Source organism: Actinoplanes sp. NPDC020271 (assembly GCF_044388125.1).
Lineage (GTDB): Bacteria > Actinomycetota > Actinomycetes > Mycobacteriales > Micromonosporaceae > Actinoplanes.
The window spans coordinates 1-18,990 of record NZ_JBIRWQ010000048.1 but is presented as its reverse complement, the minus strand read 5'-3'; the positions used below and the strand labels follow the sequence as shown (position 1 = coordinate 18,990).

Annotated in this window: 13 protein-coding genes and 1 pseudogene; 8 read left to right on the top strand and 6 right to left on the bottom strand. The window is 65.6% G+C overall.

All coding sequences use genetic code 11. The features are described 5' to 3' along the window. Positions 1-59 precede the first annotated feature (59 nt). The 3 genes from ACH442_RS46060 to ACH442_RS46050 all read left to right on the top strand — a co-directional run bounded on the left by ACH442_RS46060 (position 60) and on the right by ACH442_RS46050 (position 4,885). Entirely contained in the window at positions 60-275 is a 216-nt protein-coding gene (locus tag ACH442_RS46060; RefSeq protein WP_396344545.1) for a hypothetical protein, read from the top strand. Further along, the gene (locus tag ACH442_RS46055) at positions 269-463 is read left to right on the top strand and encodes a hypothetical protein (RefSeq protein WP_396344544.1); all 195 of its coding nucleotides are present in this window, start codon (positions 269-271) and stop codon (positions 461-463) included. Before ACH442_RS46060 ends, ACH442_RS46055 begins: the two co-directional genes overlap by 7 nt. Before the next feature lie 774 nt (positions 464-1,237). Continuing rightward, entirely contained in the window at positions 1,238-4,885 is a 3,648-nt protein-coding gene (locus ACH442_RS46050; RefSeq protein ID WP_396344543.1) for a tetratricopeptide repeat protein, read from the top strand. Positions 4,886-5,343: 458 nt separating this feature from the next. Here the strand turns inward: ACH442_RS46050 and ACH442_RS46045 are convergent, their stop codons facing one another. After that, complete coding sequence (locus tag ACH442_RS46045; protein ID WP_396344542.1) at positions 5,344-9,648, bottom strand: NB-ARC domain-containing protein; 4,305 nt, start codon at positions 9,646-9,648, stop codon at positions 5,344-5,346. Positions 9,649-10,059: 411 nt separating this feature from the next. Here ACH442_RS46045 and ACH442_RS46040 point away from each other — a divergent pair, with 411 nt between their 5' ends. The 3 genes from ACH442_RS46040 (at position 10,060) to ACH442_RS46030 (ending at position 11,926) form a co-directional block, all read left to right on the top strand. Next, on the top strand, positions 10,060-11,097 hold the full coding sequence (locus ACH442_RS46040; RefSeq protein WP_396344541.1) for a hypothetical protein: 1,038 nt from the start codon (positions 10,060-10,062) through the stop codon (positions 11,095-11,097). Between the two features lie 430 nt (positions 11,098-11,527). Continuing rightward, positions 11,528-11,728: a transposase gene (locus tag ACH442_RS46035; protein WP_396344540.1), complete on the top strand. Its 201-nt coding sequence runs from the start codon at positions 11,528-11,530 to the stop codon at positions 11,726-11,728. A 30-nt stretch (positions 11,729-11,758) separates the two neighbouring features. Continuing rightward, positions 11,759-11,926, top strand: a complete 168-nt coding sequence (locus ACH442_RS46030) for a hypothetical protein (RefSeq protein WP_396344539.1) — start codon at positions 11,759-11,761, stop codon at positions 11,924-11,926. On the opposite strand, the gene ACH442_RS46025 is transcribed toward ACH442_RS46030, so the two are convergent. Then, entirely contained in the window at positions 11,884-12,228 is a 345-nt protein-coding gene (locus ACH442_RS46025; RefSeq protein WP_396344559.1) for a transposase, read from the bottom strand. The genes ACH442_RS46030 and ACH442_RS46025 overlap by 43 nt on opposite strands. On the opposite strand from ACH442_RS46025, the gene ACH442_RS46020 reads away from it, so the two are divergent. Further along, on the top strand, positions 12,166-12,600 hold the full coding sequence (locus tag ACH442_RS46020) for a hypothetical protein (RefSeq protein WP_396344561.1): 435 nt from the start codon (positions 12,166-12,168) through the stop codon (positions 12,598-12,600). The genes ACH442_RS46025 and ACH442_RS46020 overlap by 63 nt on opposite strands. 132 nt (positions 12,601-12,732) lie before the next feature. On the opposite strand, the gene ACH442_RS46015 is transcribed toward ACH442_RS46020, so the two are convergent. From ACH442_RS46015 to ACH442_RS46005, 3 genes are all read right to left on the bottom strand, one after another. Beyond that, complete coding sequence (locus ACH442_RS46015; protein WP_396344538.1) at positions 12,733-13,278, bottom strand: transposase; 546 nt, start codon at positions 13,276-13,278, stop codon at positions 12,733-12,735. A 423-nt stretch (positions 13,279-13,701) separates the two neighbouring features. Continuing rightward, complete coding sequence (locus ACH442_RS46010) at positions 13,702-15,414, bottom strand: UvrD-helicase domain-containing protein (protein WP_396344537.1); 1,713 nt, start codon at positions 15,412-15,414, stop codon at positions 13,702-13,704. Positions 15,415-15,421: 7 nt separating this feature from the next. Further along, positions 15,422-17,272, bottom strand: a complete 1,851-nt coding sequence (locus tag ACH442_RS46005) for an ATP-dependent nuclease (RefSeq protein WP_396344536.1) — start codon at positions 17,270-17,272, stop codon at positions 15,422-15,424. 190 nt (positions 17,273-17,462) lie between these two features. Between ACH442_RS46005 and ACH442_RS46000 the strand changes: the two genes are divergently transcribed. Further along, positions 17,463-17,927, top strand: a complete 465-nt coding sequence (locus ACH442_RS46000) for a GNAT family N-acetyltransferase (RefSeq protein ID WP_396344534.1) — start codon at positions 17,463-17,465, stop codon at positions 17,925-17,927. A 578-nt stretch (positions 17,928-18,505) separates the two neighbouring features. On the opposite strand, the pseudogene ACH442_RS45995 reads toward ACH442_RS46000, so the two are convergent. Further along, a pseudogene (locus ACH442_RS45995) lies at positions 18,506-18,886 on the bottom strand (tyrosine-type recombinase/integrase); the annotation flags it as partial. Positions 18,887-18,990: the final 104 nt, after the last annotated feature.

The window sequence follows — 18,990 nt, the reverse complement described above, 5'->3', positions numbered from 1 at the left end:
GACCTGCATGTTCATGGACGTGAGAAGGTCTCGTACCGGTTGATCCGGGTGGCCGGTCTATGCCCCCGACGACCGTGGCACACCAGGAGCCAGACGGCCGGCTGGCGGCGCTGTGGCTGCACGGCCCGGATTTCGCGCGTACGGGTGAGGCGGCTGAGTCGATCGCCGCCCAGATCGAGTGGGCGGGGTGGGTCGTGCTCGCCGCTCGCATCGACGGGAGCCGTCCGCTCCTCGGACGGCCGATCTCGTGCCTCCTGGCGCGCCCGGAGTGGTGATCGTCGTCGGCAGTGCCGACGACGGGTCGACGCCGGAGCTGGCCTGGCTGCTCAGCTCGAGCCTGGTGCACCGCTCCGATGTCGCCGTCCGCCTGCTGCTGACCGCCAGCACCATCGACGGCCTGCCTACGCTGCGCGCCGCCTTCACCAGCCTGCGGGCCGATGTGCGACCTTTGGCAATCGGCTAGTTGCGCAGCTTGCGCGCGGTGTCCTGCACCTCGGCCAGCGCGTCCTCGTGAAGTCCCGGATGAAGCCTCACCAGGTCGCGGCAGATCTTTTCCGCCTGCTCGACGGCAATTTCCGCCTCCGAGATCCGTCTTTGCCGTGCTAGAAGAAACGACTGGTTGTTGAGTGCGTCGGCCCAGCCCTGAACCGGCGACCTCGGTCGTGATCTTCACGGCCCGTCCGGCGGCTGTCAGGGCATCCTCGACGCGGCCAGCCTCCCAGAGCGCGACGGCCAGGTTCTGCAGCTCCCCGCCCCATCCGCCGAGAAGTTCCCGCCGCCCGCCCCATACAAGCCCCTCGTACAGTTCGCACGCCTCCCGCAGCACCGTCTCACCGCCGGTGGACACCAGCCCGCCGAGCAGGGTCAGCGACTCCACCAGGTCGGGCCGATGGGTCCCCGGGTCCGCTTGTGCCAGTTGCCGTCAAAGACCGACCGCCTCGGCCGCGGCGGCGAGGCCGTCGGACAGCGTGACGACCAGATGATCCGTGCGGCGGAGGCGGCGATCGGCTCGGCGCCCCCGTACGCGTGAATTGCGTTCGTGCAGTCAACCCTAGCCGGCCGGCGGTGATGAACCGGGGCCAGTCGGCAGGAGCCCACCAGCCAAACTGGCGACGCGAAAAGGTCTTCTGAGCCGCAAAAGCGTATGTCGCTGCACGCTGCCTGCTGGTGACGCGGCCACACCGGAACACGACAGCTCGACCGCGCTGTCCATGATGCCCTCGACTACGCTGATCCTATGAGCACACAGGGCGACGTCCAGGTCGTCGTGCTCACTGCGCTGCCCGTCGAGTACGACGCGGTGCGCAGACATCTACGCGATCATGTTGGCCGCCGCCACCCTGTTGGCACCCAGTTCGAGGTCGGTACGCTGCCGGATGGCGGCCGCGTCGCGGTCGCTGAGCTGGGACCAGGCAATCTCGGTGCCGCCGTGGTGACCGGTCACGCGATCGAGATGTTCCAGCCGAGGGCGATCCTGTTCGTTGGAATCGCCGGCGCCTTGCATGGCGATCTACAGCTGGGCGATGTCGTCGTCGCCACTAAGGTCTACTCGTATCACGGCGGCATCGCCATGGACGAAGATTTCCTTGCCCGGCCGCAGGCCTATGACGGGGACTGGGGACTCGTTCAGAGCGCACGGGCCGTGGCCCGCGCCCGGCGGGCCGCGCCGGACTCGCCCACGGTCCACTCGAGGCCGGTCGCCTCAGGTGAGGTCGTACTCAACTCGCGCACTCAACCCCTCGCCGAACTACTCAACCGCAACTACAACGATGCCGCGGCGATCGAGATGGAAAGCGCCGGCATGGTCCGCGCCTGCCAGATGCACCAGCTGCCCGCACTGGTCATCCGCGGCATTAGCGACCTTGCCGACGGCGCTAAGGAAGAGGCCGACGCTGAAGGCTCACAGCCGGTCGCCGCCCGCAACGCAGCGGATGTCGCGGTCGCGGTCATCGCCGACTACCTGTCGGCGAGCAACGGGCAGGCCACCACAACCCTGGAGCAACCGGCACCGGCCCCATTCCCGACCGGCATCACGGCACCGGAACGCGTGCCGACGCCGTTGTGGCTAATCGACATCCCACGCCCACCAGCAGATCCGTTCGTAGGACGGCAAGCTGAGCTGGACCTTCTCGACCAGCAGCTTCACCATCAACGCGCCCCCGTTGTCACCCAGGCCATTTTCGGCCTCGGTGGGGTCGGCAAAAGCGAATTGGCATTGCAATACGCGACCCGGCACGCCGACCGGTATCCCTTGATCTGGTGGGCGGCGGCGGACAACGACGACTCCCTGCAGGAGTCGCTGGCCGACCTGGCCCGCCGCCTAGAACCGGCCCACGCCCAGCACGCCACGACGACCGTCCACGCTGCCAGCTGGGCACTGCAGTGGCTACAAAGCCACCAAGGCTGGCTGTTGATCCTGGACGACGTCGAAGAACGCGCAACCGTCGCCCCCGTCCTCGGCCAAGTCTGCCGGCACGGGTCTGTCATCATCACCACCCGCCGCGACATCAACTGGCGAGGATCCGCCACGCCGCTACCGCTTGACCTCCTCACCCTGCAGGCGTCGATCGAATTACTGAGGGGGTTCATCGGCGAATCCGGCGAACCGCAGGCCCTGGCCGAGCTGGCAGCCGAAGTCGGACACCTGCCCCTGGCACTCGAGCAGGCAGGCGCCTACATCGCCCAGCAACGGATCACCGTGGCCAGGTATCTGGGTCTTCTCCGAGCCCGGCCCGCCGAAGCGTTTCACGCAGTGGACGAGGGCGGCGAGGCGTCGCGGACCATCGCCCGGGTCTGGGACCTCACCTTCACCGCCATCGGAGGCAAGAACCCCCAAGCACTGACGCTCCTGCGTACTCTCGCCTACTTCGCCGCAGACAACATCCCCCGCCACCTACTCAGCGGCAACAGGGCCAATGCCGACGCGGTCGACAAAGCACTCGGCCTTCTCGCCTCCTACAGCATGATCAAGCTCGACCAGCGGCACATTGCGGTGCACCGCCTTGTCGCAGCCGTGCTGCGGGAGCAGGCCACCGACGAGCAGGACGACGATGCCGAAACTCCGGCCGCCGCGGCCACCAGTATCCTCGCGGCAGCCATACCGCCAGGAAACCCCCACATCGACATCGACACGTGGCCGGCGTGGCGCGAGGTCGTACCTCACATCGACGCGCTTGCCCGCGCTGTTCCCAGCACGCAGGCAACGGTGGCGACAGCCAGTCTGCTGACGAGATCCGCGTTCTTCGCGTCCTCGCAAGGCCAGCACAACGTCGCGCTCCCGCAGGAACGGCAAGCGCTGGCCATCGTCGAAGCCCATCTCGGATCCGGCCATCCGATCGTGGCATCCATTCTGTACAATCTCGGCCAATCATTGACTGCGTTGGGCAAGCCTGATGAGGCGCTGCCGCTTCTCCAGCGAGGGCTAGCCATCATGGAGGCGGTACGAGGGCCCGAGCACCCGGACGTCGCCACCGGCCTAAGCCACGTGGCCCGAGTAATGGTCGAATTGGGCAGGCCCGCGGATGCGTTGCCGCTGCGCGATCGCGAACTGGCAATTGACAGAGCCGCTCTCGGTGCCGACCACCCGACAGTCGCCATTGCGTTGAACAATCTCGCGGGAACGCTGGAGGCGCTGGGCCGACCTGACGAGGCGTTGCCGATGCGGGAACAAGCGCTCGCCATCAGCGAGGCCGCTTATGGCCCCGACCATCCCGTGGTGGCAGTGAGGTTGGGCAATCTGGCGACCGCCCTGACCGCAGTAGGTAGAGCTACCGACGCGTTGCCGCTGCACGAGCGTGCGCTTGCCATCAGCGAAGCCCTTCTCGACAAGGACCATCCGGATATCGCGATCCGGTTGAACAACCTGGCACTGACGTTGGAGGCCCTCGGACGGCCGGCGCAGGCGCTGCCGATGCGCAGGCGGGCGCTGACGATCACCGAAGCCGCACTAGGCCCGGATCATCCCACCGTCGCGCTTCGGCTCAACAACCTGGCGCAGACGCTCAACGATCTCGGCAACCCCACCGAGGCGCTGCCACTACAACAGCGGGCCCTGGCAATCAGCAAGGCCGCACTTGGCGCCAACCACCCGACCGTCGCGGTCCAGGTCGGCAACCTCGCCCAGACGATCGAGAACTCCGGCCGGGCCGCAGAAGCTCTCCCGTTGAGACACCGCGCGCTGGCCATCACAGAAACTGCCCTGGGGCCCGAGCATCCCGATACCGCGACCGGGTTGCTGAATCTCGCCGCCGCCCTGACGTCCACGGGAAAACCGGACGAGGCCCTGCCATTGGCACAGAGGGCCCTGCGAATACTGGAGGCCACCTTCGGCCCGGACCACCCGACGAGCGCCACCGCTGCCGGCAATATCGGACAAACACTGTACGAACTCGGCCGCGCCGAAGACGCCCTACCCTGGCAACAGCGCGCACTCCACAGTCTCGAGAGCGTGTTCGGCCCCAGCCATCCTCACGTTGCCGGCGCGCTGAACAACCTCGCTGCAACGCTGGTCACGCTGCAGCGGGCCGACGACGCTCTGCCGCTACAACAGCGGGCACTGGCCATCAGCGAGGCGACGTTCGGCCCAGATCACCCGATCCTCGCCAATCGACTGAGCGGTCTCGCCGTTACCTGGGAGACACTGGGAAACTTCGAGCGTGCCCTGCCGTTGCTCCGGAGCGCGTTGAAGATCAGCGAGGATGCGCTCGGCCACGAGCATCCCGACCTCGTCCCTGTGCTTGCCAATCTTGCTGACGTCTTGGCCGCTCTCGGCAAGGCCGAAGCGACGTCGATGTTCAAGCGAGCATTGGATATCAGTTGCAAATCGCTCGGCGCGGAGCACCCGACAACGGTCGCCATCCGCCGTCATCTCGACCGCGATGCCTAAACCCGTCGACACGCAGCGCTCAGGCAGGATGTGCGGGGCCATCACTGCTACGGGCCTTCGTGGTCCGGCTCCCTGGCCATCAAGCGACCAGAAGCCAGTGGAACAGCAGGGCCGCGAAGAAGGTGAGGGGCGCGAACATCGCGGCCGCAATGCGCATGTCCGTGGCGCTCATCTGCACACGGTTGCTCGAGTGGTGCACAGTGCCGCCCTCGGTATGCCGGAGCATTGGTGGCCTCCCATGCCGTGTTGGCGTGCCGACCATTGCGGCGGCTGCGACCGACCAACCTGTGTTGTGAGCCCTGCTTGTCGCCTCGGCTGCAGCGCGATCGGTGGCATCTTCACCTTGTCCGGTGCCTGGATAAACGCCAAGGCGAACCGAAAGAACGACAAGCTTGAGCACGAAGCGCGTTGGGAACGCGAAGACAAGCAACGCCAGTTGGCCGATCGCCGGAAGCTGCTTAAATGCGCAACTGCATCTGGTGAACGGCGCCGCTGGCATCGCCGGCCATGACCGACACGCTGCCGTCCCTATCTGCGATGGCCGTGAGAGCCGTGATGGCAGCCGCGGCAGTCCACCGAGCGATCGGATCTGCCTCTTCACCCCTCCAGGCACTGAGGGTTCCCTGTTCCGTGCCGACCAGGATGATGTCACCCGCGATGGCGATCACATCGGGCCGTTCGTCAAGCACGAACTCCCTGTCCAAGGTGCAGTTTTCTAGATCCCACAGCCGCAGGTGCCGATCCCAGCCGATCGTTGCCACACCGCCGGCGTGCAAGGCGGCCACGCCGACAATCGCGCCAGCGTGGGCGTTGATGACGCCGTCGCACCGCCCCGACACCGGGTCCCAGGCCACGAGCGAGCCGTCGGCGCAGGCGGCCACGACTCGAGAACGCATGCCCGACAACGCCAGAGCCAGGTCGACCCGCGCCGGATGGCCTTCCAGCTCTTGCTCCAATTGGCCGGATCCAAGATCCCAGATCCTGATGGTCTTGTCCCACGACGCGGTGATCAGCTGCTGCCCGAAAACGGCTGCGGACGACACCCACATGCCGTGCTTGCCGAGTTCCCGCACCAGCTGCTTCTGGTCGAGGTCCCATTCGATGAGCGTCCCGTCCATGTGCCCGGCGAACCCCCGCCGCCCGTCACCAGTAACTGCCAGGCAAGTGACCTCCCGCGGGAAGGATCCGGATCGTGGTGCCTGCAACGGCTGGAGGTCCCCGGTCACGAAGTCCCAGATGTGGATCAGATCGCCGTCGCCGCGTATCAGAGCGCGGCCATTTGCATCGGTGACGATCTCGCGGACCGTGCCGCGGTCAGGCAGCTGCATAGTACCGGTCGGACCGTCATCGGCGCCCCAGGTGACCAACCGTCCGTCGTCGCCGCAGCTCAGCCCGGTGCCGCCCGGAAGCAGGACAACCTCAGTAACGGCACCTTCGTGTACGGCGCTTACTTCTGAGTCGTAGCCGTGGGAGGTGTCCCAGACCCGAGCGGTGCGATCCCAGGCAGCGGTAACTCCGAGATTTCCGTCCGCTGTGAGCGCTGCCCCGCTCAGCCGACCGGTGTGTGCGTGCAACTGCGCCCGTAGGTTTCCCGACAGTAGGTCCCAGAGCTTCGCGGTGTGGTCCGTACTGCCGGTGAGGCAGCAGGCGCCGGCGACCGACAGCGCAACGACGGCGTCGTCGTGCCCGGCCAAGGAGCGAACCAGGGTGCCGTCCTGGGTCGCCCACACAAGGCAGCCGCCCTCCTGGTCGACGCTGACCATCAGCTCGCCCTCCGGGTGAACGGTGAGCGAGTTCACTGCAGCCCGATGCCCCTTGCAGATCAATGGTGCCTGATCGCCGGTCAGATCCCAGCGGCGGATGCTGCCATCGACACAGCCGGTGAACAGCCACCGCCCGTCCGGGGTGAGCGTGTGCGTCATCAGCGTCGCTGGATGTTCCAGCGGCCCAGCTACCACGTGACCGGACTCCACATCCCACACTCGGGCCTCGCCGTGCGTCGAGCACAGCACGATTCGCCGATCGTCGGCGGTGAAACTGACACCGGTCACCCATGACTGGTCGATCGCCGTCGCGGAGGCGTCATCGTCGACCCGGTAGACGAGTACCCGTTGCCGGTCACCTACGGCTACCAGCCGCCCGGAAGCGCTGATGGCGGCGGCCATCATGTTCAACGCCTGTTCCGGTTCAACCGCACGCTCCAACCGACCCGAATGGATGTTCCAGACTCGGATCGCGTCGTCGGACCTGCTGACGAATCGTGACCCGTCACGGCTGACACGGACACGGTCAACGGCGCTGCGATGCCCAGGCAACCGGTGCACCAGGGTGCCCGAGGCCAGGTCCCATACCCGGACCAGCCCACTGCCGGTGCCGGTCACCAGCCGATCATCAGCGCCCAGTGCGAGCGCAAGTACCGGCGATTCGTGGATCAAAGTCGAGCGAAGGGGACCACCTGGGGCGGGCAGGCTGGGCCGCCGCGGCCAGAACCACGGCCCGACATGTCGGGCAATCAACGTCGCCAACAGCCCGGCAACATCAGGATCAGCCGCCACAGAGAGACGTCCCGCCAGCTGACCGGCAAGCTGCTCGGGCTCATGCTCCAAGACGTGCAGGGACAACTGCAACGCCTGCCCGAGCTTGCGCACTGCGGGATCGTCGGATCGCAACGTGTCGGCCAGCACATCGGTCAGCTGCCGCTCGCGTAACCCCAGCTCCAGCCAGCCGCCGCTGAGCAGCAGCTCCCGAGCCTCCTCACTCGCGCCCGCAGCAAGTAGGTGATGTGCCAGGTGGTCGAGCAGATAGCCGTCGCGGATGATCAGAGACTCCTCGGCCGAACGGCTCAGCTCCGGCTCGCGCGTATCAGCCCAGCCCGCGAATCCTCCAGCGGCCGGCGGCGGAACCTGTAACCGCGTGCGATATCCCTCGACGAGGGAAGTGTGCGCTGCGGCCACTCCGGCAGGCGCGGCCGCGAGCAGATGCCGGGCAACATCGGATTGTAGATCGTGCAGCTGAAACGCGCCATTCTCAGTACGCCGCAGCAGCGAACGGTCGGCCAGCTCCCGCAGTAATGACCGCACCTGATGCAGCCGCAGACCGCTGCCTTCCCAGAGCGACAGCGCCGCCGAAATCGGCGCCGCCCCCTGCCCGTCGAAGACGGCGAGCTCGAGGTAGCGGCTCCGCGCCGACGGCGTCAACGCATCAATGCCAACGAGAAACGCCCTGAATAACGTCGGATGCTCGTAATCGCGCAGATCAGCCGCAATCGCGGCGGGGTCAGCCAATCGCAGCACGTCCAAAGCGTCCTGCCACGCATCACCCCACTCGCTACCGCCACCCTCGGCACGGACCCGAGCCCCGATCATCGCGAGCGCGAGGGCGAGGCTGCCGCTCTCGACGCAGATCGCATCAGCACGAGCCGGCAGATCACCGACCTCGATGCCAACGCAGCCTGCCAGAAGCGCCCGCGCAGCATCAAGGGCCAACTCGGCGACAGTAACCGCCGGAACATCGGCATCCCGGGCCACAGCATCGTTGCGTGTCGTCATAAACATCCGTACGGGCGCACCCAGCCGCGGCACAGCCCGCAGCTGCTCCATGCGCCAAACGTCATCCAGCACGATCAAGCAGTCGCGGCCTTCCAGGAGTCGCTCAAGGACGATCTTGCCAACCTCCACGTCGCCACCGAACTGAGCATCGCTACCGGCAGCAGCAGCAAGCCGTCGCTGCACCTGTGCCGCAGTGGCGTCACGACCGCACGTGATCCACAGAACTCCGTCCGGCACCCACCCGCCTTGCCACAGACGTGCCGCCACGGCGGCAGCGCACGTCGTCTTGCCGGCACCGCCCATCCCGACCAGCGCCGCTGGGGAGCGCAACTCAAGCAACCGGACTGCCTCTTCGATCGGGGCGTCTCGCACCACGTAGCTCGCGGGGAGGCGCGGGACCGTCGCCGGCCAGCTGGCGGAATGGATCGTGGGTTGCCGCTCCGCGCGGTCAGCAGCCCCCCTTTGCGCGGGAGAACTGGGCGTCGAGGCGAGGAAGTCGGTGATGACCGCCATCGCGAAATTCGCCGCATTTTGGGCGGCGAGCAGCTGTGACCCGGCGGCGTCGACGGTCTCGTTGGTGCCGTCGGCTCGGTCGCTTATGCCGCGCACGGTGAGCGTCGGCGTCCGGTACATGTGACCCGCCCGGGCCATCCCAGCGCTTTCCATCTCGATCGCCGCGGCGTCGTTGTAGCTGCGCTTGAGCTGCTCGGCCAAGGGTTGCGTACGCGAGTTGAGCACGACCTCACCAGCGGCGACCGGCTCGAAGTAGACGGGAATCGAGTCCGTCTCGGCACGTCGCGCGCGGGCCACGGCTCGCGCGCTCTGAACGAGCACCCAGTCACCGTCGTAGGCCTGTGGCCGAGCGAGGAAATCGTCGTCCGTCGCCATGCCGCCCTGAAACGAGTAGACCTTGGTGGCTACGACGACATCGCCGAGTTGGAAATCAACGTGCAGGGCGCCGGCGATGCCGACGAACAGGATTGCCCTCGGATGGAACATCTCAACGGCGTGACCGGCGACGAGGGCGGCGCCGAAATTGCCCGGTCCCAACTCGGCGACCGCCACGCGGCCGCCGGCGGCGAGCGAGCCGACCTCGAACTGGGTGCCGACCGGATGGCGGCAGGCAACGCGATCGTGCAGATGTTTGCTGACCGCGTCGTACTCGAGCGGCAGCGCGGTCAGCACCACCACTTGCGCGCCGTCCTGATTGCTCACGGTGCCCAGCGTAGCGGCGGGCATCATGAATAACGTGCGCGAGCAGTGGCTGCGCAGGGCGGCTCCGCGTAGGCGTGCCGGAAGCTGACCTTCATGTTCATGGACGCGAGAAGGCTTCGTGCCCCCTTGAACCGGCTGGACGGTCTGATGCTTTCGGGAGATTGTGGCGTACGAATCGACGGCTGGCGGCGCTGTATCTGCATGGGTTGGAGTTTCCACGTACGGGTGATGTGGCTGAGTCGTTCGCAGACGAGCTCGAGCAAGCCGGCTGGACCGTGCTCGACGCCCGCATCGACCAGCAGCCCGCGCTCCGGGTGCTCACCCTCCCCCGCTCTAGCTCCTCGCCGTCATGTACGCGTTGTGACGCACCGGCTACCTTGTAAGCTCCCGACTGGAATCGAGGTTTCAGCCTTGGTCGTGACCGTCGCCGCCGCTGTCTTCCTAATTCTGTGCCTCGCAATCCTTTGGTGGGCGACGCGGCCATCGTCGGTCGGCGTGCGGCATACGCTCTTCGTCCTCGTCTGGTTGTGCGCCGCCCTGACCGCTACCCTGGTCACCTTCTCACTGTTCCCGTCATCCACGGCCGACGGCACGATGTTCGGGGTGACCCTCGGCGGCGCCGGCGCCTTCGTGCTTCTCGTGTGGACCGCCGCGCTGCGGGCTGGCAACCGGGCCGCCGACCGTGACAAGCGCGAGGCTGCCGCAGCCCGGAAGACCGCCCCCGCGGAAGCGCCCCGGTCGGCCGTGATCGGTCGCCAGGAGACCCATTGGTACCGCCTGCGCCGCACGGCCGGCCCCGGCAAGCGCTGGATCGGCATCATCACCGGCGACGTACGCCGGGTGACCACTGCCGAAGCCTGGGTGAACTCCGAGAACACTGATCTGATGATGTCCCGCGTCCACGAGTTTTCGATGTCCGGCATCATCCGATACGAAGGTTCCCGGCGCGACGTGACCGGCCGTGTTCTCGACGACGTCATCGCTGATGCGCTGGCCGCCGCGGTCCATGACCGTCGACCCGTAACCCCTGGGATCGCCATCGTCACCTCGGCTGGCGAACTGACGCAGACCCACGGCGTACGCATGATCATCCACTCGGCCGCCGTGGAGGGACAGCCCGGCAGCGGCTACCGACCCATCCGCGACCTGGACCAGGCGGTACACCACGCCCTCGAAGCGGCCGAGCATCCCGTCCTGCCAGACGGCACCTCCATCGCCCCCGCGCGCGTGGTCCTCTACCCCTTGGCTGGCGCGGGCACCGCGGGTGGTGACCTGGACGAGATAGCCCGCACTCTCCTGCTGGCCGCTGTCGATTACCTGACCTGCTCATCAGACGCCGCCCTCGAGCGAGTCCTCTTCTTGGCCTACACCGAGGCCGAGTTGACCGCTTGCCGCCGCATCCTCGACAACTGCCCTGACGTGATCGGCAAGCAGCCCGCCCCTGCCTGACCGTCGCGCGGTCGCGGATCGCATCAAATGCGGAATCATGACGGTGGCTGGCGACAGCTGGAACCCCAGGGCAGCCTGCTCCCGGCCTCGTAACGTCCTCGGCATCGTCCGGGCACCGATACCACAGTTGATCATTCTGTGGGTGGCCGACGCCGAGGGCCCGTTTTACCCCAGGACGTGCCAAACAACTTCGCGCTACTAGATTAGCCAGGTTCGTACCACCCGGGAATCGGTCCGGGTAGTACAGATTCCGCTGTTTACTGAGCTTTTGCGGTCAGGGTCAGGGCGGTGCCAGTCCGCTGGTGGCGAGGAATCTGAAAGCGAGGGTGGGTCGGTACTGCATTCGCTTGAAGCTCCCAACACGATTTGCTTGATCGACGTCGACGAGATCAGCGCTACCTCGTGATGGTCGGTCTCGTTCTGCTCAGGCGTGAGCAAGGCGTGGATCGTTGATGATCAGTTGTGGGCGGTGATCGAGCCGTCGCTGCCACCGTGGCCGAACAAGGCGCCGGGACCGCGGACGGTCCCGGACCGGCAGCGCCTGCAGGGGATCCTGTTCGTACTGCACACCGGCATCGGCTGGGAGGACCTGCCGCAGGAACTCGGGTTCGGCTCCGGGATGACCTGCTGACGGCGGCTGAGACGATGGACCGAGGCGGGTGTGTTCGTCCAGCTGCACCAGATCCTGCTGGACCGGCTGAACGCCGCGAACCGCATCGACTGGTCCCGCGTCGCGATCGATGGCAGCCACATCGACGCGAAAAAACGGGTGGCGGCACAGGTCGATCACCAGTCAACCGCGGCAAGCCCGGCAGCAAGCACCACCTGATCTGCGACGGCAACGGCACCCCGATCTACGTGCTCATCAGCGGCGCGAATGTGCCGGACATCAACCGCGCCGTCGATTCGTAATAGGTCATCGATGCGGCCTGGGGCGAGGTTGACCATGCTGCGTTTGAGGCTGGACCACATGTTCTCGACGGGGTTGAGTTCGGGCGCGTAGCTGGGGAGTCGGTAGACGCGTAGCCACGGCCGGGCGGTGATCAGGGCGCGCATCTTGGCGGATTTGTGGGCCGGCAGACCGTCCCAGATGAGTACGATCGGCGCGCTGAGGTGCTGGCCGGGCAACACGTCACCCTGCGCTTCGACGGCCAGCTCATGCACGTCATCAGCGGCAACCGCCTCGTCAAAACACTGCCAGCACCGCTGGACCCGGCCCGCCGGGCGAAGCTCACCGGCGCCCGAACCAGCACCTCTCCACTGCCGCCGCCACCGTCCGGTCCGCTGCGAGCAGTCCGCCGAGTTCCCGCCGACGGCGTCGCGATGGTCGCCGGCCAGCGGCTACGCGTCGGCCGCACCTACGCAGGCCAAACCGTCACCGTCATGATCGAAGACACCGTCTTCCGGGTCCTGCTCGGCGACGTCGAGATCTCGACTCACGCCCGGACCAACACCAAACCCGTCACCCGCTTCAAGGCTCACGCCCGCAACCGCAGTAGCTGACGCCCCTGTCCAAGATCTGCTGAACCTGTCCAACATGTCATGAGCACGTCAATCATGTCCTGGAACAGAAGTGTCCAGCATCTCTTGAGCCCTCACACTCTGGGGCGAACTGATTGGCCATTGACACTGGTTTCAGCGAGATGCCGGATTCGTCGGCGAAGCAGACCCACGCGCCCAGCCTGCGCGCGACTCTTTTACCGCGGGCCATTGATACCGCTTGAAGTGCTCAATGGCAGGCTCGTCGCGTTCGATGGCCCGGTGGATCAGCTGCTGTGGTGTGTAGCCGGCGCGGCGCAGGGTTTGCCAGACGGTGGGGATGCTGACGGTGATATGGAACATCCGGCCGATCAGGGTACGGAGCCGGGCGAGGGTCCAGCGTTGGTCCTCGTCCCAGCCGGCGGCAGCTGGGCCTTGTTCCCGCTTGCTGATCAGCTTCTGTACCTGCGCTTGGGACAGCACGGGGTCGGGTCCGGGTGCTCCTCGGGAGGCCAGGGCCTGCTCACCACCGGCCTGCCACGCCCGGCGCCAGGGGTACGCCGACTTCGTCGAAATCTCCAGCCGGGCGGTGATTTGTGGTGCGCTGATTCCGTCGGCGAACATTCGTGCTGCTTGCTGGCGTACTTTTTCCCGGCGGGCGCGTTGCTGCGGGCCGACCCCGCCGCCGTCCCCGTATCGCATGCCCTAACTAGACAGCACGCTCGAAAGGAATAGTAATCACCCTAAAAGGCGATGTGGACGTCGGAGTTACCTCGACTCCGAAAGCTCAGTAGTCTTCCCGGCACCTTCTATGAGCGGGAGAAATCCTGGCCAGCCGGCCGCCATACCCGCATCACTTCGGATACCATCTCCGGCTCGCCCTGCGTTCCACCGTTTCCTTGCAGCGTCGGTTCCTCTTGCATCGCCGTCCCCGTCTCAGCCAACCGTCCATCTGCGCCACGAATGCCGCACTCGCCGGAACATGGTTGCAGACGAGGTTATTGTGTGTCATCGGTCCGCGAGTCCGTCACCAGCAGAGCCGCGACCGCACGACGAAGTTGGCCGCACTCCGCAGCCCAGGGGATGACGGCCTTGGCGGCGATGACGCTGTAATGTGATCGCCCGTCAGCCCGTCAGCGCAGTTGCACCGGCTGGCCGCACGAAGATCACCAGCGAGCGCGCTCGGGTGATCGCGACCCGTAGAACCCGACGAGCGGCTTGTATGCGGATCGGCTCCCAGGTGGCATCGAGTAAAGGGGCGTTGTGGCGGCCCTCAGCGATGATGACGGCGTCGAACTCCTTGCCCTTGGACTTGTGCATGTTCATCAGGCTGACCGGCACGGGCTCGGCCTGGGCAGCCTCCAGCGTCTCGTTGGCGAGGACCCGTCGCACCACGAGCGCGGCGCCCGGGTAGGCGTCGTGGCCATTCCAGACGTCGATCAGCGTCCAGGCGAGTAGGTCGGTTGCCTTGAATAGCCGCAATAGTCGCGCCTTGTTGAAGATTTCTTCGAGCTCGTCGGCGCCGTGGAGCCGCTTGCGGGCGATCTGCCAGTCGGTGACGGGATCGCCGGAGAGCTCCAGGGGCGAGTCGAACCCGGTGAGGAGCACCTTCGCCGCCTTGGCGCGGACGAGTTTACCGTCGCGGATCGCGATGATCGCGTTCTCGATGGTGGTAATGGTATTGCGTGCCCCTTTGGTGCCGCCAGCCAGCTTTATTCGATAGAAGTCAGTCATAGCGGTCAGCGTGCTTGCCATGGCTTCAGCTTTGGTCAAGCCGGGCCATTCCATGATCGTCGCAACGACGTAGCCGGCGGCCGCTGACAACGCGGGATCCCAGTTCAACTCGTGGTCGATCGCCGGCAGCACGACGTTCGCCTTGGTCGGATGGGGCTGACCAGTCGAGATCTTCTCCGATATTCGGCCGACGAGGGCGCTGGAGGAGGCGAGCACCGCAACCGTCGGCGTACGACCGAGCTGTTGCTCCAGGAACTCCCGGACCGCGACCACGGCCGTATGCGCGGTTTGTTCGCAGGTGACCGGATATTGGTAGTACCAGGTCTTGACGCTCGGGGGGATCGGCTGGCTGGGATCGTTGCGCAGGACGGCGTTCGCGTAGTCGAGGAGTCCACCGCCGGGGCTGCGGTGGTTGTCTCCGGAGAGGTCGAACGGCTTGGGCGTCAGTTGCTCGATAGCCTGGTCGATACGTTTCTCGTCGACGCCGGGCACGAAGCCTTCGTAGATCCGCTGGTCAGGGTCGGCCAGACAGATGATCGTCGAGGCGTCGCTTAGGGCACGCACGGCGTGCCACTGGTCGTCGTTGGTGTCTTGAAACTCGTCGACTATGACCAGCGGGTATGTGTCGCTGTAGAGCATGCGCACGGCGGGGAGCGCTACCAGCAGATTGGCGGCGGTCGCGGCGAGCCGGTCGAAGACGTAGCGGCCTTCGTCGCGGGCGAGGCGTTCTGTTTCGACTTCCCAGTCACCGGCGAAGTCCGCCTTGAGTTGCCGCTCCCGATCCGGAGCGATGAACGAAGATGGCCGGCCGTTCAGCAGCGGTCCGTGAGCGCGGACGAGTTCGAGGAAGAACGAGTGGAAAGTACGGACTTCGAGCCGGGCGCGGACGGTCCGTGTAAGGGTGCCGCGCATGCGGTCTGAGATTTGGCGTACCGCGGCCCGGGAGAAGCTGAGGAACAGGACCCGCTGCTCAGGCTCCAGGCTGGCCAAGACTTCACTGGCCTTGATCAGTGCGATGGTGGTTTTGCCGCAGCCGGGTCCGCCCTGGATCAGCAGGTGGCCGGAAGCAGCGAGGATTGCCTCGCGGGTGTCGTCGAGCTCCACCAGCGTCTCAGCTCTCCGGGCCTACTGTGGGCTCCGCCTCGGATGTCGAGGCTGCTCTTAGATGGGCGTCGATTCTCTGGAGGAAGTCGGATACCGACGGGGGCAGCTCGGCGGCGTTGCGGCACTCGTTGATCAGCAGCACGGCGTAACCGTCATACGAGCCTTTCTTAGCTTGCAGGAGGTGCCGTACGTGGGCGCGGACCTCATTCTCGGTCGCCTCCGGCAGTAATGGAGCGCCACCGGGATAGTCGGACCGGTTGACGACGGCTGCGGCGAAGCGCCGCTGGACAACGATCGGGGTCTCCGCGACCAGCAGTGTCTCGATTCCCCTGTACGGGATTTCCTTGTAGGCAGTGAACTGGTCACTCTTGGGTTTGAGGGCCAGATCGAGAGGCTTGGTGGGTTGATCGTGGATGCCGAACACCGGCTTGCCCATCGCGGCGAACACTGGGGCGAAGAGCGGCACGGCATGATCACCGCCGGCATCGAACAGGGAAACGCCGGCGAGATCAGGGTGCAGGTAGTCGACTGCGGGATCTGCGTCGAGGACATCCGCGGCGGCCTGAAAGAGAGCAACCTCGGTGGCGCCCTCCACCACCAACACAGCGCGGGCCAGAACAGCCTCTGCGAATTGGCGGTGATGCTCGCGATACTTCTTGAGCTTGAACCCTTCGGGCAGCACGACCGGAGTGCTGGTCAGCGTGCCAGTGTGGTCGCGGGCGAGGACTACGACTCGGCCCGGGTCGAACTTTTCGATCACGTAGGGCGAATGAGAGGTGATGATGACCTGGCCCATCTTACTGACGACGAAGTCGACCAACCGACGCTGGGCGTGTGGTGGAAGGGCGATCTCCGGCTCCTCCATCGCGAAGATCACCGACTGGTCGCCCTGCAACTCGGCGATGTAAGTGAGCAGGGCAAACACCAGAAGGTTCAGCGACCCTGTGCTCAGCCGGTTGAATGGCACGCCGTGCGCTCCCGGCTGCGTCGCCAGGAACAGCCGCAGAACCTCGCGCAGATGTTCACGGGTCAGCTCGGAGACGCGGATGTCTACCGCGCCCGGGTCATCGGTCAGGCTGAGGAACTTTTCGACCCGGCCGCGCAGCTCGGTGCGGACCTTAAAAAAGCCCGTTTCGTCGCCGGCGATCACCACATCGGCGAGATCTCGCAAGGCTGTCTCCCACAGATGGCCGGCCGACTCCGACTCCAGCCGGACAATCGTGTCCAGCAGCGACCCTCGCTGGAAACTTAACGCGCGGCTACCCGTGCGGTTGGGCCGCAGGTAGAGAAACCGGCACAGCCGCTTGTCCTCGCGGGTGAACGGTTTCAGGCCACCGCCCAGATCAGTGGACTCCTCGGTCAAGTCGTCGGGAACCAGTTCGGGGTGGGCGAAGAAGGTCGCCCCCTCGAAATCGTCCTCCTGCGGATTGAACCTCCCCAGGAATACGACCGGCAGGCACCACTCAGTTCGGTCTCCATCCTCTTCGAGTGTCGGAGCATCCGGCTCGGCGAAGTCATCCTGCTCTGCTGACCACCGGCGCAGGTGGCTGCGAAATCGCCTTTCTGCCTCGGCCGTGAGGTCGGTGAGTACCACGTCGATGCGCACCTCGGGGGAGCTGCCCTCCTGCGGCTGATACTGCGCGCCGTAGAAGTCGTACTCATCGATGACAGGTCGGCGAAACATGCGCTCCGGGCCGAGAACCAAATCCAACGCCTCGCAGATCGTGGACTTGCCGACGCTATTCGTACCGACGAGCAGCGCGTTCCCGTCAAGCCGCACCGTACCCGCTGCCACACCGCGGAAGTGGCTCAGCCGTATCCGGCGGACCAGCATCAACCCTCCAAGATCAGTTTTCACACCGGCATTCAGTATGCGCCGCTCACCTGTCGAGTCCGGTCTCGTATCCGCGTGCAGGCAGCCTAACGTTGTGCGCCACCGGCGCCATGAGGTCGAAGGTGGGCGGATCGGCGACGTCTGGTGTTGGTCGAGCTCCAGCACCGCCCATCTGCTCAACTCCCATCCGGGTCGCCTGGGGCAGAATCACGGTATGGACCTCGTACTCGTTGAACTCGGTCGTCCAGCGGGCGTGCACCTCTGGGCACCGTTCCCGCATGACGAGGCAGACTCCGGATTCAATCAGGGGTGGTGGTACGGCCGTTCCGTCCCTCCCCAATCCAGGAGCGTCTTCCTACGAGTCCTGAAGGGCGGCGAGGAGGTAGCACGGCTGAAGCTAGGCGAGGACTTCAGAGCTGGCGACTACGCCGATGTTCCACTCCTGGGAGCCAGCGCTCTCGAGATTCAATACATCGAGGTGCACGGCGCTCATCGCGGTCGCGGGCTCGGCGCCGCGGCCATAAAGCTCCTCCAGGAGCGCTATCCAGATCGACGGCTTGTGGCCTTCTCCGCGGAGGCGGAACGTTTCTGGTCATCTCTCGGTTGGCGCCGCCACCTCCACATCGATCCCGACTTGGCGCGGCGCCAGGCACCGCTCTTCATCGAGCCGCAGCCGTAGGGCGCTCAACGCCGCAGGTGTTCGCATGATCGAGTGGACTGGAGGCATCGCGTTATGGACATCTACTATGTTAGTAGCGCGATGCTTTCCGCTTGGAACTGCTTATCGGTGACGGGGAGGGCCGCGGTCCTCATGGGGCGTCAAGTGCTCTCTTCGATGGCCGAAGTTTGGCCTGCCGGTCGCTCAGATTGCTTTGGCTTTCCTAAGCGGCTCCTGCCCAGCGGAAATGCGCGTTGAAATCCTTAAGGCAATGCCTACGGACTGAATGACAGGCGCCGCACTTGATTTTCCGTGGTCACATGCCTGGTCACAGCGTTAATCAACTTTCCTGAGATTGGTTGAAATCGGGCGGCACGGTGCTGTCGATCTGTCCGTTTCTGCGTACATAAAGGAACATGCTGACACTGCTTAACCAAATCGTTATGGGACTGGGGGTCAAGGGGTCGCAGGTTCAAATCCTGTCAGCCCGACCAATCTGACCAGGGGATATGCATGTAGATGCATATCCCCTGAGCTGTTTTTCGGGTGATGTGGTCGCCAGGTGGTCGCACCCGAGCACGGATCTTGCAAAGGCGTGGTCAGGCAGCCTTTTGTGCGGTGTTGTCGAGCGCGGCCGTGGTAGCGTCCACAGCCGCCTGGGCGACTTCCTGGGTGAGGTGGCCGTAGATGTCCACGGTGGTGGCCGGGTTCTTGTGCCGCAGCGTCTTGGAGACCATCGCGATGGGAACGCCGGCGCTGAGCATGATGGTGGCGGCCAGATGGCGCAGGTCGTGGACGCGGATGCGGGGAAGGGCGGCCTCGACTGTCAGCTGGCGGAGCCGGTCGAGGACGTGCTGCGGTCGTAGCGACTGGCGGTCCTTGGTGGTGAAGACGAGGCCGTCGGGATCGGTGGTCGTGCGTTGCCGTTGACGGCGTAGCGCCTCGACGGCGCGCTGGGAGAGTGCGACCCAGGCGCGGCTGCCCTCGGTCTTAGTGCTTCAGTTCGTAAGTCCTTCGGGGGTTGACGGTCCGGGGCTTTGATGCGGCCAGTTGGCGATGGGGCTGATGAGGACGTTGCAGACGA